The sequence below is a fragment of the Octadecabacter sp. R77987 genome, from assembly GCF_042466115.1.
Lineage (GTDB): Bacteria > Pseudomonadota > Alphaproteobacteria > Rhodobacterales > Rhodobacteraceae > SW4.
Genome location: NZ_JAXHBQ010000002.1, coordinates 48,504 through 71,847 on the forward strand (window position 1 = coordinate 48,504; position 23,344 = coordinate 71,847).

26 protein-coding genes are annotated in these 23,344 nt (G+C 58.3%); 11 read left to right on the plus strand and 15 right to left on the minus strand.

Annotated elements, in window-relative coordinates; all coding sequences use genetic code 11:
* Positions 1 to 19 precede the first annotated feature (19 nt).
* Complete coding sequence (locus tag SJY21_RS16520; RefSeq protein WP_377513384.1) at positions 20 to 667, plus strand: glutathione S-transferase family protein; 648 nt, start codon at positions 20 to 22, stop codon at positions 665 to 667.
* A gap of 99 nt (positions 668 to 766) precedes the next feature.
* On the opposite strand, the gene SJY21_RS16525 is transcribed toward SJY21_RS16520, so the two are convergent.
* The 6 genes from SJY21_RS16525 to SJY21_RS16550 form a co-directional block, all read right to left on the minus strand.
* Complete coding sequence (locus tag SJY21_RS16525) at positions 767 to 2,686, minus strand: type IV secretory system conjugative DNA transfer family protein (RefSeq protein ID WP_377513386.1); 1,920 nt, start codon at positions 2,684 to 2,686, stop codon at positions 767 to 769.
* Positions 2,679 to 4,562, minus strand: a complete 1,884-nt coding sequence (locus tag SJY21_RS16530) for a relaxase/mobilization nuclease domain-containing protein (protein WP_377513388.1) — start codon at positions 4,560 to 4,562, stop codon at positions 2,679 to 2,681. The genes SJY21_RS16525 and SJY21_RS16530 overlap by 8 nt, the downstream gene beginning before the upstream one ends.
* Entirely contained in the window at positions 4,549 to 5,130 is a 582-nt protein-coding gene (locus tag SJY21_RS16535) for a helix-turn-helix domain-containing protein (protein WP_377513390.1), read from the minus strand. Before SJY21_RS16535 ends, SJY21_RS16530 begins: the two co-directional genes overlap by 14 nt.
* 401 nt (positions 5,131 to 5,531) lie before the next feature.
* Positions 5,532 to 5,759 (minus strand): hypothetical protein, encoded by a 228-nt coding sequence (locus SJY21_RS16540; protein WP_377513392.1) that lies wholly within the window; start codon positions 5,757 to 5,759, stop codon positions 5,532 to 5,534.
* The gene (locus tag SJY21_RS16545; RefSeq protein WP_377513394.1) at positions 5,756 to 6,115 is read right to left on the minus strand and encodes a DUF2958 domain-containing protein; all 360 of its coding nucleotides are present in this window, start codon (positions 6,113 to 6,115) and stop codon (positions 5,756 to 5,758) included. Before SJY21_RS16545 ends, SJY21_RS16540 begins: the two co-directional genes overlap by 4 nt.
* 71 nt (positions 6,116 to 6,186) lie before the next feature.
* Complete coding sequence (locus SJY21_RS16550; RefSeq protein ID WP_377513396.1) at positions 6,187 to 6,387, minus strand: hypothetical protein; 201 nt, start codon at positions 6,385 to 6,387, stop codon at positions 6,187 to 6,189.
* A gap of 333 nt (positions 6,388 to 6,720) precedes the next feature.
* On the opposite strand from SJY21_RS16550, the gene SJY21_RS16555 reads away from it, so the two are divergent.
* Both SJY21_RS16555 and SJY21_RS16560 read left to right on the plus strand, forming a co-directional pair.
* Positions 6,721 to 7,005 (plus strand): hypothetical protein, encoded by a 285-nt coding sequence (locus tag SJY21_RS16555; RefSeq protein ID WP_377513398.1) that lies wholly within the window; start codon positions 6,721 to 6,723, stop codon positions 7,003 to 7,005.
* A gap of 255 nt (positions 7,006 to 7,260) precedes the next feature.
* Positions 7,261 to 7,461 carry a heavy-metal-associated domain-containing protein gene (locus SJY21_RS16560; RefSeq protein WP_377513400.1) on the plus strand — a complete coding sequence of 67 codons (201 nt, stop codon included), beginning with the start codon at positions 7,261 to 7,263 and terminating at the stop codon, positions 7,459 to 7,461.
* 52 nt (positions 7,462 to 7,513) lie between these two features.
* Here the strand turns inward: SJY21_RS16560 and SJY21_RS16565 are convergent, their stop codons facing one another.
* The 6 genes from SJY21_RS16565 to SJY21_RS16590 form a co-directional block, all read right to left on the minus strand.
* Positions 7,514 to 8,242, minus strand: coding sequence for a DsbA family protein (locus SJY21_RS16565; protein WP_377513452.1), 729 nt, complete (start codon positions 8,240 to 8,242; stop codon positions 7,514 to 7,516).
* Positions 8,243 to 8,301: 59 nt separating this feature from the next.
* On the minus strand, positions 8,302 to 9,696 hold the full coding sequence (locus tag SJY21_RS16570) for a multicopper oxidase family protein (RefSeq protein WP_377513402.1): 1,395 nt from the start codon (positions 9,694 to 9,696) through the stop codon (positions 8,302 to 8,304).
* Positions 9,697 to 9,742: 46 nt separating this feature from the next.
* The gene (locus SJY21_RS16575) at positions 9,743 to 10,648 is read right to left on the minus strand and encodes a c-type cytochrome (protein ID WP_377513404.1); all 906 of its coding nucleotides are present in this window, start codon (positions 10,646 to 10,648) and stop codon (positions 9,743 to 9,745) included.
* 2 nt (positions 10,649 to 10,650) lie between these two features.
* Positions 10,651 to 11,220, minus strand: a complete 570-nt coding sequence (locus SJY21_RS16580; RefSeq protein WP_377513406.1) for a c-type cytochrome — start codon at positions 11,218 to 11,220, stop codon at positions 10,651 to 10,653.
* 429 nt (positions 11,221 to 11,649) lie between these two features.
* Positions 11,650 to 12,108 carry a c-type cytochrome gene (locus SJY21_RS16585; protein ID WP_377513408.1) on the minus strand — a complete coding sequence of 153 codons (459 nt, stop codon included), beginning with the start codon at positions 12,106 to 12,108 and terminating at the stop codon, positions 11,650 to 11,652.
* Positions 12,109 to 12,136: 28 nt separating this feature from the next.
* On the minus strand, positions 12,137 to 12,700 hold the full coding sequence (locus tag SJY21_RS16590) for a L,D-transpeptidase (protein ID WP_377513410.1): 564 nt from the start codon (positions 12,698 to 12,700) through the stop codon (positions 12,137 to 12,139).
* A 225-nt stretch (positions 12,701 to 12,925) separates the two neighbouring features.
* Between SJY21_RS16590 and SJY21_RS16595 the strand changes: the two genes are divergently transcribed.
* Positions 12,926 to 13,180 carry a DUF2933 domain-containing protein gene (locus tag SJY21_RS16595; protein WP_377513412.1) on the plus strand — a complete coding sequence of 85 codons (255 nt, stop codon included), beginning with the start codon at positions 12,926 to 12,928 and terminating at the stop codon, positions 13,178 to 13,180.
* Between the two features lie 12 nt (positions 13,181 to 13,192).
* On the opposite strand, the gene SJY21_RS16600 is transcribed toward SJY21_RS16595, so the two are convergent.
* Genes SJY21_RS16600 through SJY21_RS16610 form a run of 3 tightly spaced genes read right to left on the minus strand, consistent with a single transcriptional unit; the run spans position 13,193 to position 15,628 of the window.
* Positions 13,193 to 13,504 carry an SHOCT domain-containing protein gene (locus tag SJY21_RS16600; RefSeq protein ID WP_377513414.1) on the minus strand — a complete coding sequence of 104 codons (312 nt, stop codon included), beginning with the start codon at positions 13,502 to 13,504 and terminating at the stop codon, positions 13,193 to 13,195.
* 1 nt (position 13,505) lies between these two features.
* Positions 13,506 to 14,906, minus strand: coding sequence for an ATP-binding protein (locus tag SJY21_RS16605; RefSeq protein ID WP_377513454.1), 1,401 nt, complete (start codon positions 14,904 to 14,906; stop codon positions 13,506 to 13,508).
* On the minus strand, positions 14,906 to 15,628 hold the full coding sequence (locus SJY21_RS16610; protein ID WP_377513416.1) for a response regulator: 723 nt from the start codon (positions 15,626 to 15,628) through the stop codon (positions 14,906 to 14,908). Before SJY21_RS16610 ends, SJY21_RS16605 begins: the two co-directional genes overlap by 1 nt.
* A gap of 200 nt (positions 15,629 to 15,828) precedes the next feature.
* On the opposite strand from SJY21_RS16610, the gene SJY21_RS16615 reads away from it, so the two are divergent.
* The 7 genes from SJY21_RS16615 to SJY21_RS16645 all read left to right on the plus strand — a co-directional run bounded on the left by SJY21_RS16615 (position 15,829) and on the right by SJY21_RS16645 (position 23,340).
* Positions 15,829 to 16,398 (plus strand): EF-hand domain-containing protein, encoded by a 570-nt coding sequence (locus tag SJY21_RS16615; protein ID WP_377513418.1) that lies wholly within the window; start codon positions 15,829 to 15,831, stop codon positions 16,396 to 16,398.
* 110 nt (positions 16,399 to 16,508) lie between these two features.
* Complete coding sequence (locus tag SJY21_RS16620) at positions 16,509 to 16,895, plus strand: DUF302 domain-containing protein (protein ID WP_377513420.1); 387 nt, start codon at positions 16,509 to 16,511, stop codon at positions 16,893 to 16,895.
* A gap of 20 nt (positions 16,896 to 16,915) precedes the next feature.
* Positions 16,916 to 17,386, plus strand: a complete 471-nt coding sequence (locus tag SJY21_RS16625; RefSeq protein WP_377513422.1) for a rhodanese-like domain-containing protein — start codon at positions 16,916 to 16,918, stop codon at positions 17,384 to 17,386.
* Between the two features lie 111 nt (positions 17,387 to 17,497).
* Entirely contained in the window at positions 17,498 to 18,844 is a 1,347-nt protein-coding gene (locus SJY21_RS16630; RefSeq protein ID WP_377513424.1) for a multicopper oxidase domain-containing protein, read from the plus strand.
* An 88-nt stretch (positions 18,845 to 18,932) separates the two neighbouring features.
* Positions 18,933 to 19,625, plus strand: coding sequence for a TVP38/TMEM64 family protein (locus SJY21_RS16635; RefSeq protein WP_377513426.1), 693 nt, complete (start codon positions 18,933 to 18,935; stop codon positions 19,623 to 19,625).
* Complete coding sequence (locus tag SJY21_RS16640; protein ID WP_377513428.1) at positions 19,622 to 20,935, plus strand: APC family permease; 1,314 nt, start codon at positions 19,622 to 19,624, stop codon at positions 20,933 to 20,935. The genes SJY21_RS16635 and SJY21_RS16640 overlap by 4 nt, the downstream gene beginning before the upstream one ends.
* Positions 20,936 to 21,003: 68 nt before the next feature.
* Positions 21,004 to 23,340 carry a heavy metal translocating P-type ATPase gene (locus tag SJY21_RS16645; protein ID WP_377513430.1) on the plus strand — a complete coding sequence of 779 codons (2,337 nt, stop codon included), beginning with the start codon at positions 21,004 to 21,006 and terminating at the stop codon, positions 23,338 to 23,340.
* The last annotated feature ends 4 nt before the right edge of the window (positions 23,341 to 23,344 follow it).

Consider the following 23,344-nt stretch of genomic DNA (forward strand, 5'->3'; position numbering starts at 1 on the left):
CTTATGGTAGGAGGCATGGATGGAATATTCAGTCATTCTTCGCGGCTATCGCTACAGTGTTTACAATCGTATTGCGCGAGTAGTGCTGCACGAGAAGGGTGTCGCGTACAGCACTGAAGAAATTGATCCCTTCGCAACCAATGTCTCGGAGGACTATCTCAAGCTGCATCCATTTGGACGGGTGCCTGTCCTAAGCCACGGCAAGTTTGATGTATTCGAAACTTCCGCAATCGCTCAGTATGTCAATGCGGCTTTTGAGGGGCCGGAATTGATGCCAACCGAAGCTGAGACACTGGCACGTGTCACGCAGGTGATCTCGATTGTCGATAGTTACGGTTATCGACCCATGGTCCGACAGGTTTTTGCCCATCGAGTTTTTCGGCCCGCTTTCGGTGAAGTCGCAGATGAAGCTGAAGTCACAGCAGGCATCGATGCGTCTCACACTGTACTAGGTGCACTGAACAACATCGCGAAAGAGGGCCGCGTCTTGGATGGCCAAAGTATCACCGTCGCAGACTGCCACCTAGCGCCGATGATCGCCTACTTTGTGCAATCACGGGAGGGTGCTGGTGCATTGAAGGCTCACAAAAAACTCGCTGACTGGTGGGCAACCGTGTCCCAGCGAGAAAGCCTCCAAGCCACCGCACCCGGTCTTCCAAGCAAATGACTCAATGTGCCATTCCGGAAGCCGCCATTCATGCAACGCGCAGCAACGGTCACTCTGGGCTCCTAGCCGCCGTTCGCTGCGACTTGCACAAATGGTTGCTTAGACTGACACGGCTCTTTCGGATGATGACGAACCAGCCATTTCCTTTTCTAATTCTTCCAGCTCACTGAGGGCACCTTCCACTTGCGAAGCCTCTTTTGCGTTAAGCTCACCAATGGAAAGCTTACCCTGTTCGGTAAAATCCATCTCAAACTGCCGCTGAACCTCAGCAAGGGCAGATGCGCGCGCACCTTGACCATTACTCGTTGGTTTTGTTGGGGTCGCCGCTCGGCTGAGCGCTCCGGCGTCTTCGCGAGCCGGTTCTTTCGAAACTGGCGGAAACGGCATCTCCCCCTCCTGCGCGGCGTGAATCCCCTTGAAGAACGGATCCTCAAAATACACCACGCGCTTCGCGCGAACTGGCATTCGCGCATCAACCACCACCACAATTTCGTCAAGCGGCAGCCGCCGCGCCTCGTCCTCTGGCAAGAGCGAGGTCTCTTCCGTCCGCTCAGATTGGCTACGCCCCTCAAAGGGGTTTTTTCCAACCGCGCGAGATCGCGTGACCACTGTTTTCGTTGTCTTGCCAACCGCTTTGCTGAGTTCTTCAACCGTCTTTTCGTCAGACGGCGTCAGATAGAGCTTTATGCCAGCATTGCCCTGTAACGCGCGCCGCGTGTTCTCACCGTAAAGTTCATCGATGGCAGGAATGGTCTGTGTGACGATTGCCAGATGGCCGCGATAGTGGCGCAGCACCTCGATGCTTTCGGCCACGATCGGCATTTTGCCAAGCCGGTTGAACTCATCCAGCATGATCATCACCGGCCAGGGCTCGTCCGGACCCGGATCCTTGTCCTGCAGCGCCGAAAGCAAATCGGAGAAGAACAGCCGGATCAGCGGTGCCAGAGGCTTCACCATAAGAGGTTGCACGACGAGATAGACGCTGAAGGGCTTCTTGCGGATTGTCCGGAAGTCGAAATCTGACACGGCGGTGGCCGCATCGATGGCCGGGTTCTGCCATTGATCAAGGCCCGAGGTCATCAGGAGTGAGATATATGAGGTGAGCGTATCATTGTTGGTCGAAGCAAGCCGCGTGAAGATCAGCTTGGCGGCAGCGTTCTCGATCTCGTGCGAGCGCGCCAAGTATTCCTTCTGCTTGTTCCCGCCCGATGCGGAGATGCGGTAGACTTCTCCCAAAGTTGGCTTCTTGCGCTGAAACGCCAGCATTCCCGCCGCCACGAAGAGATCGATCCCGCCTTTGAGAAGGCCTTGCGCCCGATCGTTGTCGTTCTGCAGGAAGAGGGTCGCGAGGAGTTGCAGCTCCATTTGCTGGCGCGCGGGGTCTTCAAGCTCATAGATGCGCAGAAGTGGATTGTAGCGGTGTGTTCGTTTGGTCTCCCAGTCCGTCGGTGCGAAGCGGAAGACTTCGTCGCCCTGCGCGGCCCGGTGCCGTGCTGTGGCCTCATAGCACTCGCCCTTTACGTCCAGCACAACAGCGGACCCCTGCCAGGTCAGCAGGTTCGGAATGACAAACCCTGTCGTCTTACCCCGCCCCGTTGGGGCGACAATCAGAGCGTGGGGGAAGGTCTGTGAACAGATAAAGGGCGCACGGCTGCTTGGTTTACCGAGCTTGCCGATAATGAAGCCGGCGCCCGGCTTGCCAAAGAACCCGTTTCGCTTCATCTCCCGGCGTGTCTGCCAATGGGTGTAGCCAAAGCGTGTAAGGGCTGAGCCAGACATCGCAAGGCTCATCATCAGACCTGCCACCCCTGCCCCGCCCACGATGAAGTTGATCAGGCGAAAATCGTCTGGCCGAGCGGCACGGATCGCGCGGTAATTCTCCGCGATGTAGAAGAAATCAATCTCCGACTGGAACCCCAGATCTTTGAAAGTCAGAACTGCGGAGGCCAGAGCATACCCCATTGCCATGGCCACGAGCGTGACCAGGATGACGCCGATCGCCAGACGCGCCTTACCCATGGGTTGGACCCCGCTCTGTCTCGGAATCGATGGTGTCGGCGCGATGCAACTCGTATTCCCGATCTGCGATTTCTTCGACGACGGCGCGTGTGGCCTCAGAATTGGCCGTCGCTGCGTCGGACTGCAGATAGGACTTGGCGACATAGAGGCGATCCAACCGGTCTTCGATCTGGTTTTTCAGAACATCTGCATCCCCTGCCCGCAAGCGATCAAGCTGCACGTCATCCAAGTCGCGTTCGACCGCATCGCGATAGCTTTGACGGTCCTCTGCGTCAGCAAACGGCGACGACAGATTGCCCTCGCGCTCGTGTTCGATGACGCGCTGCAGCTCTTCATCCACCGTCGCCTGTCGCTCGACCGGCGCTTGTACTGTGACCTCTGCGCCCAGATCCTCACGAAGATCGGCGCGGTCGTCCACAGTCTCTTCAATCACTCCGTCATCGCGCAGAACCTGGCTGCGCTCCAACGCGATCCCGAGCTGAACATGGGTCCGGTTCAGTGTTTCACGCGCGGTTTCCAGGTCGTCGCGTCGCTCAAGATTGAGGTCTTCGGTTTCAGCCACGCGCTGCAGGTCATCTGCGATCCATTGGCGTTCCAGCGCTGCGTTCTGCGCCCCAGTTTCCATCCGCGCAATAACCACGCCTGTTCGAATACCAGTCCCGCGCAGGGCCGTGTCTATCTGGGCGCGCACCTCTGGCTCCTGCAGCCGATCCAGTTGTTCGCGATCGATGTTGGCCTCGGAGTAGACCCCGCCGTCGGAAGGGGCCTCCGAGAGCGTGTGAGACCGCAAGCCAAGAGGCTGCATATGCGCGAGCCGTGCCTGGATCTCGTTCAGGCTCTTCTCCAGGCGCGGTCGCTCGGTCTCTGGTTTCTCGGCGATCATGCCCTGAACCCGTTCCACCTGTTCGGCGTAGCGTACCTTCAGATCGTCAAATGAGTGCTCCTCGGCCATGTAGACGTCTCCTTCCAAATTCAGCCGCCCGCCTTTCGCCAGCAACTTTCCGGCCCGCAGCAAAGCCTCCGCAATGTCTTCGTGGTTGTCTTTGGAGACCTCAGCCGCGAGGGAATGATAAATGATGCGGGTGTTCGCGATCTCCTCAATGGCACGCTCCAGGTCCGCCCCGACGCGCGGGCGCGGCTCTGCTGTGCGTCCCTCAGCTTTCGCTGCATAGACCTCGCGAGTCCTAGGCGGGTAGTGCACAACGCCGCGGTCTATCCGACGCGTTGCTTCCAATCGGACGCCGTATTTCTCGGCTTCCTCAACCATCGCCAAGCGGAAGTCATCGTAGTTGAACCGGTGATCTCGCGCCAAATAGAAGAACTCACCCTCCTGCGAGCGGCGGTTCAAGACGATATGGGCGTGCGGATGATCGCGGTCTTCGTGCACCGCGATGATGTAGTCGAAGTGACCCTCGTCATTCTGGAAAAACCGCTCTGCCACGTCCGAGGCGATATCGCGCACATCCTCGCCGCGCGTGCCAATCGGGAAAGACATCAGCAGATGCGTGGTCTGGCCAAGCTTGGGTTTGAAGCCCGCACTCCACCGTTTTGAGAACCGCTCGGTAAGGTCCTTGATCTCGCCGCTCTCAAGCTTGGATTTCCCATCCAGAAACCCACTGCTATCGACGATATGCGTGGACTTGGTGGTGAGGTAATCCAGCTGATTGGAAAGCTGTCCTTTCGTATGAGTGCCCCCACTCCGGATCGCCTTGAACACCGCCGCCCGGTGACCCGCCGCGGCCCGCACAAGCTGCTTCTGCCTGGAGGCATGCAGGCCCTGCATCGAGCCTCGGATGCGGCTCCAGCCATCCCGAAACACCTCGCCTGTGACAGCATCAACCGCAACGGCGGCCCGTGTCGCATCATTCAGCCGCATGGGCAAACTCCCTCAGCGCGGCTGTCGCGGTCAGTTGCATCGCGTCTCGGCGGCAACGCACAAGCAGGTCGATCTCATCGGCGCTATCCAGAATGAACCGCGCCAGACCGCGCATCTGCGCGAGGCGCAGTTCGGAGAACTCGGGACCAGCCCCCTGCCCGCCTCGATTGGCTTTCTGCATCTGCTTGGCGATCTGAGCGACCCCGTTGCCCACCTCGTTGAGAGACGCCCTGTACCGCGCCATCGCAGCAGCAAGTTGCGCGTCCGGCACGAACACCCCGCCAGCGACCTGTATGAGCCGCCGTAGCCCCTCAGCGCGTGTCTCAATGCCAGCGGCACCCAAGACAGCGTCCAGGGCTGCAAGTTCTTCTGGGGTGACTTTGAGGCTGACTGCGGCCGTCGGCACATGGGCATCAGCCTTGCGCTCAGCGTCACACTTCAACGTGTATTGCACCGCCCGCGGTGTTACCCCGAACCGCTTCGCAAGCTCGGACGTTGACACACCTTCCGCAGCTTCGCGAACGATCTCCAGACGCGCCAGATCAGTCAGTCGTTTGGCACCAGACATGCGAAGAAAGACCCCCTATTTCCTGCCACCTTCATACAAGGTTGCACTCACCATACGAAACTATACATATCTGTCAATAGTATACTTACGGTGAATTGGAGCTCAGGCAGCCTTGTATTCCGTTTCACGCCGAGCACCGTGGGTGCGAGGCCGCAGCCTAAAGGGCTGAATTGATCACCCTTCGCGCCAGACGTGGTTCACTCCGAAGGAAAAAAGAGATCGGTCGCGACAGTTGACGGGTCCAAGGTCTGTGAACACTCGAATTGAATGATGTGAAGCGATCCAGTGGAGGTATGTCTGACTGTGCAATCTGTTGGCTCAGAGAGCAAAGAACGGCGCGTTCCAAACGAAAGAAAGCACAACCGCCATCGCTGGCGATTGTACCATACTACGGCCGTTGTTCAGGCTGCTTGACCTTCATGATCGGTCAAAACCATGTCCCCAGTCACGCCAACGAACAGCGGCGTGATTTGATACTCACCACCCTTCTTGAGCGGTGGGGTCACAGCGACAATTGCAACGGCAGGCTCACCATTCAGAAAGCAAGAGAAGAGCGCGAAATTGTCATGCTCTCCCGATGTCAGCGCCTCAAAGGCGCTGATGTCTTCGGGACAAATATGGGTGCTCATGCGATGATCCCTCCGGCTTGACGTGCGCGCTCAGCATAGGTGCCAAGGGACGCATTGGCTTTGAAGTGAAGGTCACGCTCGATTGGCAAGCCGAGGCGTCCACGATGCGCTGCAAGAACACTAAGCCTGACGGAGCCCAGTTCGGGATATCCGGCCCGAGATCGCAGAAGTCCGAATGCAATGTCAGGGTCATCAGGTTCGATCTCGGATAAGAGCCAGGTCGCTCCGCCGTCAGGGGTGAACAGCTTGACGACTGGTGTATGATCGATCGTGTCTTCGCCGGCCTCCATGCGCGCCTGATTAGCGCGTCCATTGGAGGCAAGTTGGTCGAGGATGGTTTGGGGTAGCATGTCCATGAGAACGTCCTTTCGAGTGTAGATTGATGCTGGAACTGGGAGGGCGGTTCGCCCTCCCTTGACGGGAACGGTCACTCGGTGACCGGTTCGTCGTCGGTCTCAGCTTTGGGCTCGAAGAGGACGAGCTCGCCGTTGATCGGATTGGCGAAGAGCTGGATCGTCATGAAGGATTTGGCACCTTCGTTTTGCGGGAAGGCGACGCCAACTTTGTGAAAGCGCGTCTTGCCGTCTTTGCCGGTGTCCGGGGTGGTGACTGTGTAATATTTGGTCATGTCGAGTTCCTTTCGTTTTCGATGCAAACGAAGACCCGTGACCGACCGGACCGGCTGTCAGGCAGAACTTTGTCCCGCGCGGAATGGGCGCGTGAGCGGACAGGGGAAAGTTCTGCTTGAAGGGAGCTAGCATCGCGCGCGACCGGCAGACGGATCAGGTCACGGAGATTGCATCAGGTAGAAAACGGGAGGGAAACGGCATGGCCAGTTGGAGCTTCTGAACCGCCCAGACGGCCAAGAGAGGCAGGATCGATTTGCTAATATCGCTGCCGAGTTCCAACACGGTGTAAAATCGGCAATGACATCGAGTGGTGCATCCCGATATCTGGCGCGATGATCAAACTGCGTGTCATGGCTGACGACGATCCAGTCTTCGAGTACTCCCGCCTCTTGAGAGAGAATGAATTCGCTTACGGCTTGGCAAGTTCAATTGGTGGTACAAGACCAACCCTGACCAAATTCTTTAACACCAACTTTGCTCAATGGATGAAGCTTCATTCGCCTTGGCTGGCTGCCGAAGCCAATTCAGTCAATGGTGGCTCGGATCTTATCGATTGGGTATCTGATCGATTGGGTAATTGCGGACATTTACTCTCGATGCAGCGAACGTCTGCTTAGAACCCAACTTTGATCTTGATCAGAGCGCGGCGTATCACTGCTCCCTCTGTTATCGCTCGAAACTCGAGGTATCGGGGACGTTCTCAGAGTCCAGATTCGAGAGAAATGTTTGCGATGCGGAGATAGCGAAACCGGTGGCATGACGGAGTAGTCCCGCAAGCTAACGGCTACTGACGCGTGGCTGCGCAGACTCACTTGACCTTCCACCTGCCGGAACCCCTACGTCTATGGTGACACAAACCAGAGGTGCGATTCATGGAATTCAAAGTCCCCGAAATGAGCTGCGGTCACTGCACCAGCGCCATCGAAAAAGCGGTCAAAGGATCGGACGAAACGGCGACGCTGGCGTGCGACCTTGAGGCGCGACGCGTATCTGTTCAAAGCAGACTATCGGTCGAAACTGTGGCCAGCCTGATCAAGGGCGCGGGCTACAACAACGAGATAGTTGCGGCCTGATCGGGCTGCTGGCCGCAACCGACCGATTGGCGACGGCGGCTAGCAACTGGCGTTACTGGCCTTCGTCGCGGGTCTGTTGAACGACCTCCAGCAGCAACGCTTCCTCTACGAAGCCTGGCAGCAATTCGTCGCCGATGACAAAGGATGGCGTTCCGTTAAACCCGAGCGCTTGTGACAACCGCGTAGATTCCGCCAAATGTGCATCGATTTCGGCGCTTTGCATGTCGGCCAATAGCCGATCGATATCGAGGCCAACCTGATTGGCGATGCGCATAACGGACGCTTCTTCGGCACGACCGTCCATACCCATCAGTGCCCAATGAAATTCTTCATATTTGCCCTGATTGCGCGACGCTAGAGCCGCCCTTGCTGCAAACACCGAACCATCGCCAAGAATGGGCCATTCCCGATAGACCAACCGCACGTTCGGATCTGCGTCCAATAGCCCCTGAACTTCGGACATTGCCTGCCTGCAATAGGGGCAGTTGTAGTCAAAAAACTCGATCACCGTCACATCGCCGTCGGGGTTTCCAAGGACGGGCGCGTTGGGGTCTTGTTCCAGCAGCAGACGCTGGTTTGTAAGGGTTTCGGCTTGCAGTTCCGCTTGGGCCTCGGCGTCGCGCCTTTGCAGGATTTCGACCGCTTCCATGACGATTTGCGGGTTCTCGCGGATCGCTTCAAGGACAAGCTCTTTGACGCGATCCTCGTCCAGCGTGTCAGCCAGCGCGCCAAAGGGCATGGCCGCCAGGACCACCGCGAGAATGGTATTTCTAGTCTTCATGATCTCGTTCCTTGTTACTGTTCGGTGCCTGTCTTGGCGACCTGAAGTCGGTGTGTGCGTCATGCCACGTCCAGCCATGTCATCATGCCCGATGCGGCGTGCGACAGCATGTGGCAGTGCAATAGCCATTTGCCTGGATTGTCGGCGACAAAGGCGATCTCGTTGGATTGGCCGGCAAAGCTCAGCAATGTGTCGCGCATCGGGCCAAGCTGGCCGTCTTCCGACACCTCGCGGAAGTGCATCCCGTGCATGTGCATCGCATGGGGAAATGACGTGTCGTTCTTGATTGTGAGACGCACCGTTTCGCCGCGCGCAAGGCTGGCAAGCGGTGTGTCGGTCATGCCGATGACCCCGTTGAACGACCAGAACTGGTTGGCATCGGCGAGTTGTCGAAATGTCCGGCGTTCGCCGTCAAGAATGGCCGCATCTAACCGGCCCATCGCGCCCCCTTCCATGTTCAGCGTCAACATCCGCGCATTAGTCAAATCGCCGATGTCCATATTGGGGTTGGGCGGCAATGCCTCCGGCACAGCGCGCGTGGTGCGCGTGCCAGCGGCTGTCACCGGAAAGGTCGCCTGCGCCATGTTTTCACCGTTCAACGTGCGCACAAGATAGGCGCTTTCACCGATGTCCGCCGTCACATCGACGAACAGGTCGACACGCTGACCGGGGGCAAGTGGAAATTGCCCGTCGATCCTTACAGGCTGCGCCAGCGGCATGCCGTCATAGGCCATCGCCCAGCCCTCGAGCCCCACAAGGGACAGCACGAAAATTCGCGCGTTTGCCGCATTGATCAGGCGCAGGCGCAGGCGGTCCCCTTTTTTGACATCCGTGCTAAATTCGAAATCGCCATTTGTGGCGATAAAGTTGCCGTTGCGACCCGCATGGCTTCGGTCATGGGCTACCTCAAAATCCGCGTCCAGCTGGGCTGTCTCGGGGTTCAGCAGCCAATCATCGACGATCAAAACTTCGTCGCGATCCACGTCCGGTGCGGCGTTCTCCTCGACGATCAACGCACCATAAAGGCCGCGCGCGACCTGTTCGGTTGATCTGTTGTGGGCGTGAAACCAATAGGTGCCTGCATCCGGCACGGCGAAATCATAATCGAACGTCTCGCCAGGGGCGACGGCGGCTTGGGTCAGCCCCGCGACCCCATCCATCGCGTTCGCGATCCGTATTCCGTGCCAATGCACCGAACTCGCTTGCGGCAATGCGTTGATAAACTGCCGCTGCACACGCGCGCCTTGCTGAACGCGGATCGTCGCCCCCGGCATCACACCATCATAGCCCCAGATATCTGTCTTGGCATAGCCTTCGGGGGCAAGCTGCATCGACGCGGTTTGCGCGGTCAGCGGCACAAAGCCAACATTTTGTGCGAAAAGCCGGTGCGGGGCGATTGCCGCTACCGAGAAGGCGGCTGAAGCGCGCAGGAATTGCCGTCTTGTCTGTTTCATTCGTTTCATCCTTTGAGCGCGTGGCCGCGAAGGCCGACGCATCGTACTACTGGGCCGCAATCAGTGCATCGCCCTCAAGAAGGTAAGTTGCCATCGCCTCGAGGTCCTGAGGCGTCAGGAATTTCGTATTCATCTGAACGACTTCGACCATCGACCCGCCAAAGGCATCGCCCGAAGGGGTAATGCCCGTGCGCAGCGCATAGGCAAGATTTGCTACCGTCCAGTCATCCGCCAACAGATCGTCAGCCTGAATGGACGGCGCGCTTGACCCGCCCGGAAGCGCGAGGTTGCCCGCAAACCGACTGGCAAGGTCACGCCCACCAGCCAGATTGCGTGGGGTGTGGCACGCAGCGCAATGCCCCGCGCCATTCACCAGTTCGCGGCCGCGGTTCCATTGGTCACTTTTTCCCGTCACTGGTTCAGTCGGCGGGTCGTAAAGGAACGCCGCGCGCCACAGTTTCAAACCCCAACGCTGATCGAATGGAAACGCAACTTCGTTCGCATGTGCAGGCTCGGCGACAGGCGCAACGGTTTGAAACGCGGCCCAGAGGTCGGCAATATCTTGGTCAGTAAAATCACCGTAGAATGGATAGGAAAAGGCCGGATAGTATGGCGCGCCCTCGGGGCTGATGCCCTGGCGGATCGCCGCTGCAAAGTCCTCGACCACCCAGTTTCCTATACCATGTTCTGGGTCCGTCGTCAGGTTGGGCGGATAGAACGTGCCGAAATCCGTCGCCAATCCGGCCCCACCGGCAAGCGGCGCACCGCCTGCCTCGACGTCCGTATGGCAGGCGATGCAGCCCGAAACCCGCGCGAGATATGCACCACGCCCAACATCACCGGTCAATGTGATCGGATCTGGAACACGCCCGATTGGCCAAGCCATCAACGCCCCGACGATGACAGCGCCCAGCGCGCCTCCACTAAGGATGATCTTAACAAACCGCCGCACGCTTAGTTCGCTTCAATTCGGAACTTCGCATGACACGCCGAACAGCTTTGCGACACCATCTCGAAGGCGCCATCTACGGGCATCGCGGCAAACTCGATCGTGTCCAAGGTAGGTGCCACACCCATCATGGCGGCGCTTTCCTCACCCATCATGGTTTCGCCGCCCATCATAGTGGCTGACATATCGCCGGTTGCCATGATCGGCGGGTTGTCAGCGGCCAAGGCCAGCCCCGCGCTATAGGTCGCAAGCTGTTCTGCAAGGGAGACGAATTCATCCCAGTCTTCCCAAACCGCGTCTTTGGCAGCCGACGGGCTGCCGCCAGTGCCCTCGGGGAAAAGCGCGGTCATCGACTCGCCTGCATGTGAGGTGAACGTGGCCGCTGCGATGCGGACCGCATCGGCGTCATAAGCGGTCTCGCCGCGCATCATCGGCGCAAGCGCCTTGACCGCGTTTCCCATCGCCATCATTGCGTCCATGCGTTCCTTTACGATGCCCGTCGCGCCATTGTGTGCGTAAGCAGCGACGGCCAAAGTCATCGCGAGAGCGGCAGTTACATATCCAATTTTATTCATCTTTTTGATCCCAATCATTCATGCGACTTCTCAGTCAGTGACGGTCTGCTCCACGTTCAGCTTAGGATCGATGTCGCGGGGGTGGGGCGTCAAAAGACCAACGGAAACTGTCCACATTGCTGGAAATGTGCCGCGACAAACGTCGAGCGTTCATCACCGCAACGATATCGGCGGGTTGCGTCAAAAAAGCGATTGTGACCGAGCAATCCAATCCATCGTCACAGTGTCCCAGAATGGTTTCCAAACGCCCGTGGTCGTGAGTATCCGCATTGGAACCTTCGTCATGGTCAGAATGGCCTAGCCCGGTTGCGATAGACACTTCACTTGCCGCCGCGCTTGCGGTTTCGGGCAAGGTGACAAAAAGCACTAGCGCAAACAAAGCTATCGTGCGCAGCAGATCGGTCAGAACTCCGCGCGCCGCAGGCATACTCATTCAATCCCGTTCGCACGCTGAAGTTCGCGGATGTATTGCGTGATGAATTTGACATCTGCCTGCGTCACGCCATCAACCGGCGGCATGTTTCCGAAATTCCAGTGGTGGGCGCGAACACCGTTTTGCGCTGCCAGTATAAAGGCCGCGTCCCCATGGTGGTTGGGTTCATATGTGATGTGAACGAGCGGTGGCGCGATCCCGTTTTGCCCCGCCGCGTTCTGGCCGTGGCATTCCGCGCAGGCGACTTCGAAACCGCGTTTGCCGATCTGAGCATCCGCGGACAGCTCTGCCGGAAGGATGACATCGACAAGCGCTGCACCCTGCGCGATTTCGCTTGTATCGGGCGGCACCATCGAATGCCCCTGCACGGCGACTGAAGGCTGTAGGGCCTGCCAGCCGATCAACCCCAATCCCACGACGAAGACGCCGCCGACCAATATGCCCCAATAGTTCATGCGTGTTCCTTCATATCAGCCGCGCGCCTCAGATCAGTTTGACCTGGGTGCCAAGCGGCACGCGATCAAAGACTTCTTCAATCTGGTTGTTGTAAAGGCCGATGCACCCGTTGGACGACCGCCGCCCGATCTTGCGCGTGTCTTGCGTGCCGTGGATGCGGTAATACTGCCATGAAAGATAGAGTGCCCGCGTCCCAAGCGGATTGGTCGGATCCCCACCGGGCACATATTCCGGCCATTCCGGATTGCGCTCGCGCATTGACGGGGTCGGTGCCCAGCCCGGATTCTCGCGCTTTTCAACGACTTCGGTATAGCCGCGGCGCGTCAGATCATCCGTGAGTGGTACCGATGTCGGATAAACCCGCATTTCGTCGTCCGACGTCCAATGCTGAAGCACCATCGTATTCGTATCCGAGATGATGATCCCCTGCCCCAAGCTATCAAAGTGTTCCTGCCATCGATGCAAATTAAATGATGATATGTTGCGCCTGATCACCTGTTCGGTCTGTGCCCGCAAGACCTGCGGGGCAAACAGAAACGCGGCGCCGGCAGTCACAAATCCGCGCCGGTCGCATGTCATGGGTTTCTTCATTCCGATTGCTCCTTTACCTGCCGCGATCTGTGGCGCGTTCCCATGTGTTGTAAGCTAAGCAGCGCAGCCAGCAACCTTACAACCGCAGGATTTTTGTATCCAAATGTATCCTTGACCTTCCTGCGCAAGAGGAGCGCAAACACCGAGAATTCCAAATTTGGCGAGGGTCACATGCACACCGAAGTTTTCACGGCGAGAAACAAGAGCTCCGCTTCAACCACACTTATGAAATGGGGCATGATGGCCTGCTGTGCTGTCATGTTTCTGCCGGTCGCGGTATTCCTTATCGGTGGTGGCACGCTCGCCGGTCTTTGGGCCAACGCTGGCGTTTTCGCCCCGTTGACCCTCTGCATCGGGGCACATCTGGTCATGCACAAGATGATGGGAAAATCATGCCACGCAGAGGGCGAAAGCAGCGAGGCCGAACAGGACGGTCCCACCTCTGCTGATCTCAATCACCCCAATGGCAAACACGCCTAAGGGCGCCCCGCCCTATTCGTTCAATGTGGCCAAGCGCTTGCGGTATTCGTCTTCGTCGATCTCGCCGCGCGCGAAGCGTTCTTTCAGTATCTTCGCAGGGTCTTGATCGGGCTTTCCTGTGCCGGTGCCGTGTCGGCGAACAGCCACAACGATCAACGCGATGACGACACCCCAGAACAAGACCATCATCAGTCCACCGGACATGCCATATCCGCCGCCCCACATGTGGCCAAAGTCCCAATCATTGCCCATACCGTTGTCCGCGTATGCAGCTGTTCCCAGCGCGGTGAAAAAGGGGATCACAAAGCTTTTCTTCAAACGCATCTTAGTCTCCTTCATTGTGTTGATCGGCAACTAGCGGCAGTTGCACAATTGCGACCAGCCCGCTTTCGTCCCGATTTTCCAATTTGATATCACCCCCGTGTGCGCGGATGATTGAGCGCGCAATTGACAGGCCAAGCCCGTGACCGCCTGTCTCAAGTGAGCGGCTTTCCTCGAGCCTCACGAACGGCTCAAAGACCCGTTCGGTATCCTTTTCCGGAATGCCCGGACCGTCATCTTTGATTTTGATGAAAAGGCTGTCGTGTTCCGGCACCCACGACACGCACGCATGCTTGCCATACCGCACCGCGTTCTCGATCAGGTTGCGCAAGGCGCGTCGCATCGCATTCGGCCGCAGCCGCATCTGCATCGCTGGCCCGTCGATCAGGGAAAATTCCACCGCTTTTTCAGCTTGCAGCTCGCGCAGGAATTCTCCGAATTCGACCGTCTCGACCGCCTCGTTTCCCGTCAGGCCACGGGCAAATGTCAAAGTCGCGTCCACCATTGATTGCATCTCTTCGACGGAGGCAACAAGGCTATCGCGGGTTTCTTCCTCATCGACCATCTCGGCGCGCACCCGCATCGCCGTCAAGGGCGAGCGTAGGTCATGCCCAAGTGCTGCCAAAACGCGCGTGCGGTCCGTTACAAATCGGGTCAGACGGTCTTGCATCCGGTTGAAACCGGATGTCAGTTCGCGCACTTCAACTGGCCCCTGCATTGGCAGTGTCGCCACGTCTTCGCCGCGACCAAGGCGATCAGCCGCACCAACAAGACGCTGTAACGGCCCTGTTAGTCGGGTCATGACAAACCAGAATACGGCGATCAAGATTGCCGCCGCTGACAGTGCAAACGTCAACATCGCGTAGAACGGCCACTGGATCGGAGGGCGTTCAAACCGCGTACTAACATTGAGCCACTGTCCGCCCGATATCCCGATCGACAGGTTCATTTCGATAGCCGACAGTTCGCCGCGCATCATCGCGATGTGCATTTCGGTCATTTCGCGCGACAGATTGGGAAGCGGCATGATTTCCCCGTTGATCTCGTGCAGCTCGACACGGATATCGCGGCTGTAATCATCGCTAAGCAGGGCGCGCACGCGGTTTTCCACCGTGCCGCCGTCGGAATGGTCGCCGTGCTGAACAAGTGGCAGGTCAGCCAGTTCAAACCGCACCAGTGGGGAATTTGCGGCGCGCAGGATCGACGGGCGCAGGTCGGCAGGCGCTTCTTCAATCAACCGCGCCACATTAGCTGCGCGGCCTGCGGCCTCGAACCCAAGGGCTACGCGGATCGCAAGGCTGCGTTCATCGGCGAAAAGCAGCAGGCTGATGACCTGAGCAATGGCCAGTGCGGCGACAATCAACAGGACAAGCTGGACCCGCAAGGTCTGCAACGCGCGCCAGATCATTCGACATCCGTGACATCGGCACAGAGGGAATAACCTCCATTGCGGATCGTCTTGATAATTCTGGGGCGCAGGATATCGGGCTCGATCTTGCGTCTAAGCCGCGAAACCTGATTGTCGATTTTGCGATCAAGCGGGCCTGCGGAAATCCCCGCGGACAGATCAAGAAGTTGCTCGCGGCTCAGCACCAAGCGGGGTCGTTCAACCAACACCGACAACAGCCTGAAATCCGCGACGGTTAGTGCGGTCTCTTCGCCATCTTCGTCGATCAGCACTTGCCTGTCGGCATCAAGAACAAGATGTGCAAAGCGAACTTTCTTGCCCGCAAGGCCGCGCGTTATTGTATCAGGTTGCGCTGCTCGCCGCAGGACGGCCTTGATCCGCGCAAGAAGTTCGCGCGGATTGAATGGCTTTGAAAGGTAGTCATCGGCGCCTATCTCAAGCCCCACGATCCGGTCGGTTTCTTCGCCCAAAGCGGTCAGCATGATGATCGGCAGGTCACGTTCGGCCGAAATCCGACGACAAACAGACAGGCCACTTTCGCCTGGCATCATAACGTCCAGAACCATCAGATCGAACTGGCCTGTGGCAAGTTTGGCGTCCATGTCCGGCGCGTCTTTGGCGGCCGTCGCGCGCAGCCCGTTCTTTTCCAGAAAGCGGGTCACGCTATCGCGGATCTGCTGGTGATCATCGACAACGAGGATATGCGGTGTATGGGGCATTGGTTCCTTCTAAATCATTTGCTTTGGGTCAGTTAGGCCCCGTTTTGTCGCCCTTTGTATCAGGCATCGAAGGCTGCGACACGCTGATACAAAACACCCGAGCCGGTCCCCTTCAATTTCCTTGTTTCATGACGAGGTATCTAGTCATCAATGACAAGAGAGGCGAAGACATGTTACACACTCACAAGATCGCTGCTGCTATGGCTATCACAGTCATGATCCCGGTGTCCGCGATTGCGGACGCGGATCATCACGCCGACCAACCCGACGATGGCAGCCTGATGTCACCCGAAGCCGTAAATGGTCAGGCCGGTATGGCCGGCATGACCGGAATGGGTTCAAACATGATGGACATGACCATGATGGGCGATCACCACAAGATGATGCAGATGATGGTGCAAATGCATTTTGCGATGGACGTCAGCGCAATGGAAGGCAGCATGCCCAAAGCAAGGCAAGGCCAATTCCCTATGATGGGCGCGGGAATGATGGATACCTTTGACGCCGATGGTGACGGAGAGATTTCCAATGAGGAAGCGCATGGGACATTGCAGTCCATGCATGGTCAAGCGGATACCGACGCCAACGGCCAACTGAATTTGCAGGAATTCGAGATCATGCATACCAACGCGATGCGCGAAACGATGGTGGATCGGTTCCAAGCCCTTGACGCCGATGGCGACGGGGCCATCACTGAGGGCGAGATGACGGCACCGGCCGATATGATGGGCACGGGCCGTCGTGGCAGTGCGCAGTCGTTTGGCGACTAGTCTATTCGGGAACCCGATCAGGGTGGTTGTAGTTAGAGATAGATTGGGGTCGGCTTCGATATCAGGCAAACATCCAAGCCAACCACCCCACCAAACCCAAGGAGAAAGACATGAGCTATACCCATAACCGCGTTCTGAACGATACCACGATTGACGATGCCGACATGCGGGTCCGCGCCGCGCTTAAGGATAGCGGATTTGGCGTGCTTACCGAGATCGATGTGAAATCCACGATGAAGGAAAAGATCGACGTGGATATGCCGGGATATCGTATACTTGGCGCATGCAATCCAAAGATGGCATATCAGGCCATTGGGATTGAGCCGCGCATCGGTGCAATGCTGCCCTGCAACGTCATTCTGCGCGAAGTGGACGGCGGGATCGAAGTCAGCGCGGTTGACCCAGTCGCGTCGATGTCTGCCGTCGAAAATGCCGCACTTCATGACGTGGCCGGGCAGGTTCGCGACATGCTGGTCACGGCAATTGATGCCGCTTAGATTCTCCAAGGAGTAACGCAATGACCCTAAACCGCCGCAGATTTCTGACCACAACGCTGCTCGCCCCACTGCCGTTTGTCACCGCCAGTCCGCTCTGGGCGCGGGACCACGACATTTGGTCTGTTCAGGAAACCCACACTGCGATGACCGCAGATACAGCGCGCCTCGTCGATATCCGGCGCCCTGACGAATGGCGCGAAACAGGGATAGCTGAAGGCGCTTGGCCGCTGGATATGACCGACCCGCGATTCGGGGAACGGCTGTTTGCGGCGCGCGATCTGGCGGATGGTCGCCCGGTCGCGCTTATTTGCCGGACCGGTCGACGGTCTGACTTCGTCATGGACCAAGTGCGCCAAGGTCAGGAACTGGGGTTCGTCGACGTTGCAGGCGGCATGTTGGGCTCAGGAACCACCACGGGCTGGATTGACAGCGATCTTCCGGTCGTCTCGGCAGATGTCGCACTTTCTGCACTTCCTCCCCTCCTCATTTGAACGGATAATGCGATGATTTCCCGGCGAAAATTCTTGTCCGGCCTCTCGGCCCTGCCAGTCGCAATGCAGCCCATGCTTGCGGCGGCGCAAACGTCAGTTGGTCCCCTGGCCATGCCGCCATTGTTGGATGCTACTGGAACCGGCCGGTTTCACCTTGCCGCACAACGGGGAACGACGGCCTTTGTCGATGCCCGAACAAGCGAAACCTGGGGGTTCAACCAACCTCATTTAGGGCCGACCCTTCGTATCGCGACAGGACAGACAACCGCCGCCGAAGTGCAAAATACGCTTGATGAGCCAATCTCGGTTCATTGGCACGGTTTGATGGTGCCCGGTGACGCCGATGGCGGCCCGCACCAAACGATTTCGCAAGGCGAAACCTGGACACCAGAGCTGTCGATCACGCAACCCACTTGCACGGCTTGGTATCATTCGCACGTCCATGGAAGCACGGCGCGGCAGGTCCAAAAAGGCCTCGCTGGTGTTTTGCAGATCGTTGACGGGCAGGACGAAGCGCGCGGACTTCCCAATGCCTACGGCGTCGACGATCTGACGCTGGTGCTTCAGGACCGCCGCTTTGATCGGCGTGGACAGATTGATTACGCCCCTGCGATGCCGGATCAGATGATGGGGTTCATGGGCGATACGATGGTCGTCAACGGGCAAGTGGGTCGCACAGCCGTCATTCCGCAGGGTCTGGTGCGGCTGCGGTTGGTCAATGGATCGAACGCACGGATTTATCCGCTGTCCCTGTCTGACGGACGCGAGATGCACCTGATCGCCACCGACAACGGCTATCTGGACCGCCCCATCACGCTGAGCGACCTCACCATCGCACCAGGTGAACGGTTCGAAGTCTTGATCGACTTTTCAGACGGGCGGGATATCGCCTTGGTCTCAGCGCCAAATCCAAACGAGATGATGGGTGGAATGATGGGCGGCGGGAGTAACGAAAGCGCTTTTGTGGTTCTGCCATTTGCGGTCGATCCATCATTGCCCGCGACCAAGGACCGGCTTCCTGATGACATCGGCGGTAGCCGTCCGCAGGGCGATGGAACAGGCGTGGATGTGCGCAACATGACTTTGGACATGCAGATGGGTATGGGCATGATGATGCGGCGGGCGAATGATCGCTTTTCGATCAACGGCGCGGCCTTTGCGATGGACCAGATCAACTTTGACATCCCGCGCGGCACAGTTGAACGCTGGCGCATCACCGCCGATATGATGATGCATCCTTTCCATATCCACGGTGTGTCTTTTCAGGTGCTTTCACAAAGCGGGCGCGCGCCTGCCCCGCAGAACACCGGCTGGAAGGACACCATGCTGGTGCATGGCAGCGCTGAACTGTTGGTGCGGTTCGACCAAGGTGCGGCGCGCGAAACCCCCTTTATGTACCATTGCCACATCCTCGAACACGAAGACGGCGGCATGATGGGCCAATTCACTGTCGGGTGATCTGCAATGCCGTGTTGACCTTACCCCCGCTGGAGGCCGCATCACTGAGGCCAAGCCATGCGCATTGGCAAAACGCCGAGGCACGAATATGACCGATCGATTGTTGAACCGTCCCGCCCGAACCGCCGGGCTGATCGTCTTGAGTATAGCGATCCTCGTCACGCTACTTGGGTGGCAACAATTCGGCCTGCCCGACATCGACAAGCAGACTGTCATGCAATGGGTGAATCGGGCTGGTTTGTGGGGGCCACTTCTGATTATCGGTCTGATGACGCTCGCTATTGTCGCCAGCCCGATCCCCAGCGCCCCGATTGCACTGGTTGCGGGGGCTACTTACGGGCATGTGACCGGCACCATCTTTGTCGCGATCGGTGCCGAACTGGGGGCGGTGATCGCGTTCCTGATCGCACGATATGTCGGGCGTGGAACGGTTCAACGTATTCTTGGTGACAAGTCCGACTACGGCCTGCTTGGCTCGCAAAACGCGCTGACGCTGACGGTTTTCGGGTCCCGCCTGTTGCCGTTCATATCGTTCGACGCAGTCAGCTATGCTGCCGGACTTAGCAAATTACACCTCTGGAGGTTCTTGCTAGCGACCTTGGCGGGGATCCTACCGGCAAGCTTTGTGCTGGCCCATGTGGGCGCGGGCGCTCTCGAGGGTGACTACGGCGCGACGGAATGGGCCGTTCTTGGCCTTGGCCTGATCACTGCACTGCCATTTCTCGTAATGGCTCTGCGCCAACGCGCACCGGCGAGTACCAATGAAGGATCGACGCCATGAAGACTGAATACAAAAAAGGAAGCCTTACGCTGGTGGACGCGATTGCGATGGGCACTGGTGTGATGATCGGTGCGGGTATTCTGGCGCTAACCGGCCAGATCGCGCAACTTGCAGGGCCACTTTTTCCACTGTCGTTTGTCGTTGGTGCCATCATTACCGCCTTCAGCGCTTATACCTATATCAAGATGTCCAACGCTTTCCCGTCGGCGGGTGGCGTTGCGATGATCCTGCAAAAGGCATACGGCCCGACGACCATTGCAGCCGCCGCCGCGCTGCTTATGGCCCTGTCCATGGTGATCAACGAAAGCCTTGTTGCACGCACCTTTGCGACCTATCTGCTGCGCGGATTGGATGTGACACCGGAGGGCTGGCTTGTGCCTGCAATCGGCGTCGGCGTCATCATCTTTGCTTATATCGTGAACGTGTCGGGCAACAGATCAGTCGGATGGCTGTCAATCGTTATGGCCGTTCTGAAAGTCGGGGGAATTGCGCTTTTCGGTATCGCCGCACTTTGGGCAAGCGGCTTTTCCTTTGAAGCAACCGAGGGCACGGGGCAAAGCGGCGGCGTGACCGGCTTCGTCGCCTCTGTGGCGCTCTCGATACTCGCGTTCAAGGGATTTACCACGATCACCAACAGCGGCGCGGAAATCACGCATCCCAACCGCAACGTCGGGCGCGCGATTATCTTTTCAATCGCGATTTGCGTAGTCGTTTATCTGCTGGTGGCCTTTGCGGTTGGGGCCAGCCTGCCGCTGGACCAGATCATTGCCGCCAAGGACTTTGCCTTAGCCGAAGCGGCGCAGCCTGCACTTGGTCAGGTCGGGTTTTATTTAACTGTCGCGCTGGCCCTTGTCGCCACGGTTTCGGGTGTCATCGCAAGCATTTTCGCCGTGTCCCGCATGCTTGCCATGCTAACCGAAATGGAACTGATCCCGCACAGCCACTTTGGCTTGCCAGGCGGCGTGCGCGACCACACACTGATCTATACCGTTGTTTTAGCTGGTGTCCTGACGGTCTTCTTTGACCTGAGCCGGATCGCATCCTTGGGCGCGTTCTTCTATCTAGTCATGGATATCGCGATCCATTGGGGCGTCTTTCGTTACCTGCGCCATGACGTCGAAGCAAAGGGCTGGATTATGCTGCTTGCTATCGGGCTGGATGCCATCGTTCTGATCACCTTCGCCACGCTAAAATGGGGCCAAGACCCGATGATCGTCGTGATCGCGGCTGGTATCATGGCAGCGGTCTTTTGCTTTGAATTCTTCTACCTGCGCGGGCGCGACCAACAAGTCGGATCGCATGGCCACTAGCCACGCACCGATTGCGGCCAACTGTGCGGTCGTATCACCGACGCGATCCAAATCAACAGGAGCCACTCATGTCTGACCACGATCACACCCACACCCAAAGCACGATACCAGCCGACGCCGATTCCGCCAAAGATCCGGTCTGCGGCATGACAGTCGAAATCAAGGATGACACGCGGTCAGAAGACTACGACGGCGAAACCCACTATTTTTGTTCGGAAAAGTGCCAGACAAAGTTCAAGGCCGACCCTTATTTCTATGCGTCCAGCAACGCCGCGTCAGTCGGCCAGCAGGCGCAGCCGGGCACCCAGTGGACCTGTCCGATGCACCCCGAGATCATCCGGGACGAGTCCGGCTCTTGCCCGATTTGCGGCATGGCGCTGGAACCGATGGTCCCGTCTGACGAACCCTCCGAAGAACTGACCGACTTTACACGGCGCATGTGGATTTCGTCCGCAGCGGCGGTGCCCTTGGTGATCCTGACCATGGGCGAACTTGTCGGATTGCCCGTCCGCGACTGGATCGGCCACCGGCTCGCCACTTACATCGAATTCGTGATCGCCACGCCCATCGTCCTTTGGGCCGCACAGCCGTTCTTTGTGCGCGGCTGGGACTCCGTCCGCAACAAGTCTCCGAACATGTGGACCCTGATTTCACTCGGTGTCGGCGCGGCCTACATCTATTCGCTGTTCGCAACTTTCCTTCCTGGCGTCTTTCCAACGGAATACCGCATGGGCGAAGGCGTTGGCACCTACTTCGAAGCCGCCGTTGTCATCATCGCGCTGATCTTTGTCGGGCAGGTTCTTGAATTGCGCGCGAGGGAACGAACAGGTGACGCTATTCGTGCGCTACTTGACCTTGCGCCCAAGACCGCGCGGCGCATTTTGCCCGACGGCAACGAATATGATGCCCCGCTTGAAAACGTTGTCCAAGGCGATGTCCTGCGCGTCCGGCCCGGCGACAGCGTGCCTGTCGACGGCGAGGTGATCGAAGGCCGCTCGTCTGTTGATGAAAGCATGATCACGGGCGAGGCGGTTCCGATTGAAAAGACCGAGGGCGATCGCGTCACTGGCGGCACGATCAACAAGAACGGCACACTTGCCATTCGCGCTACGCATATCGGTGCTGATACGGTGCTTTCGCAGATCGTTGAAATGGTCGCTGGCGCACGTCGGTCACGGGCACCGATCCAAGGGCTTGCTGACCGTGTCTCGGCGATCTTCGTGCCAACAGTCGTGGCCGTTGCGATCACCGCATTCGTGGTCTGGCTCACCCTCGGCCCCGATCCCGCACTGGCCTTTGCAATTGCATCGGCCGTGTCGGTGTTGATCATCGCCTGCCCCTGCGCGCTGGGACTTGCTACGCCGATTTCGATCACGACTGCGGCGGGGCGTGGCGCGCAGGCCGGTGTGCTGATCAAGGACGCCGAAGCCCTTGAAAGAATGGCGCGCGTCGACACCGTCATCGTGGACAAGACGGGAACTCTGACGATGGGCAAACCTGCGTTGACCGATGTCATCGTCCTTGGTGACTTCCTCGAAGCCGATGTGCTTGCGTTGGCAGCGGCCCTGGAGCGCGGGTCGGAACACCCCTTGGCCGAAGCCATTCTTGAGGGTGCTAAGGAACGTGACGCCAAGCGGTTAGAGGCCGTTGAATTCGAGGCGGTAACGGGCAAAGGCGTCAAGGGTCTCATCACCAAGCAGCGTGTCGCTTTGGGCAATCTCGCAATGATGCAGTCCCTGTCAGTCGATACCGCAACCGCCGATGAAACCGCCGACACCCTGCGCGCGGAGGGCAAGACAGCCATGTATATTGCAGTCGATGGCGCGCTTGCGGGCATTGTCGCCGTGGCTGACCCGATCAAGGAGTCCACCGCTGGGGCGATCCGCGATCTTCACGCGCTTGGCCTTCGCATCATCATGGCAACGGGCGACAATCAGCGCACCGCCGAGGCTGTCGCTGGCAAGCTTGGCATTGACGAGGTGCGCGCAGGCGTGCTGCCCGAAGACAAGAAGGACTTGGTCGAGGAGTTGCGCGCGCAAGGTTCCTATATCGCGATGGCCGGCGACGGCGTAAACGACGCCCCTGCCCTTGCGGCCGCCGACGTGGGCATCGCAATGGGCACGGGTGCTGATGTCGCTGTCGAAAGCGCTGGCATCACGCTTTTGGGTGGCGACCTTGTTGGCATTGTGCGTGCGCGCAAACTGGCCAAGGCAACATTGCGTAACATCAAGCAAAACCTGTTCTTTGCATTTGCCTACAACGCCGCAGGCATCCCCATCGCCGCAGGCATCCTTTACCCCGTTTTCGGACTTCTTCTGTCGCCAATGATCGCCGCTGCCGCAATGAGCCTCTCGTCGGTGTCCGTAATCTCGAATGCGCTGCGGTTACGGCGCGTGAAACTATGAGGAT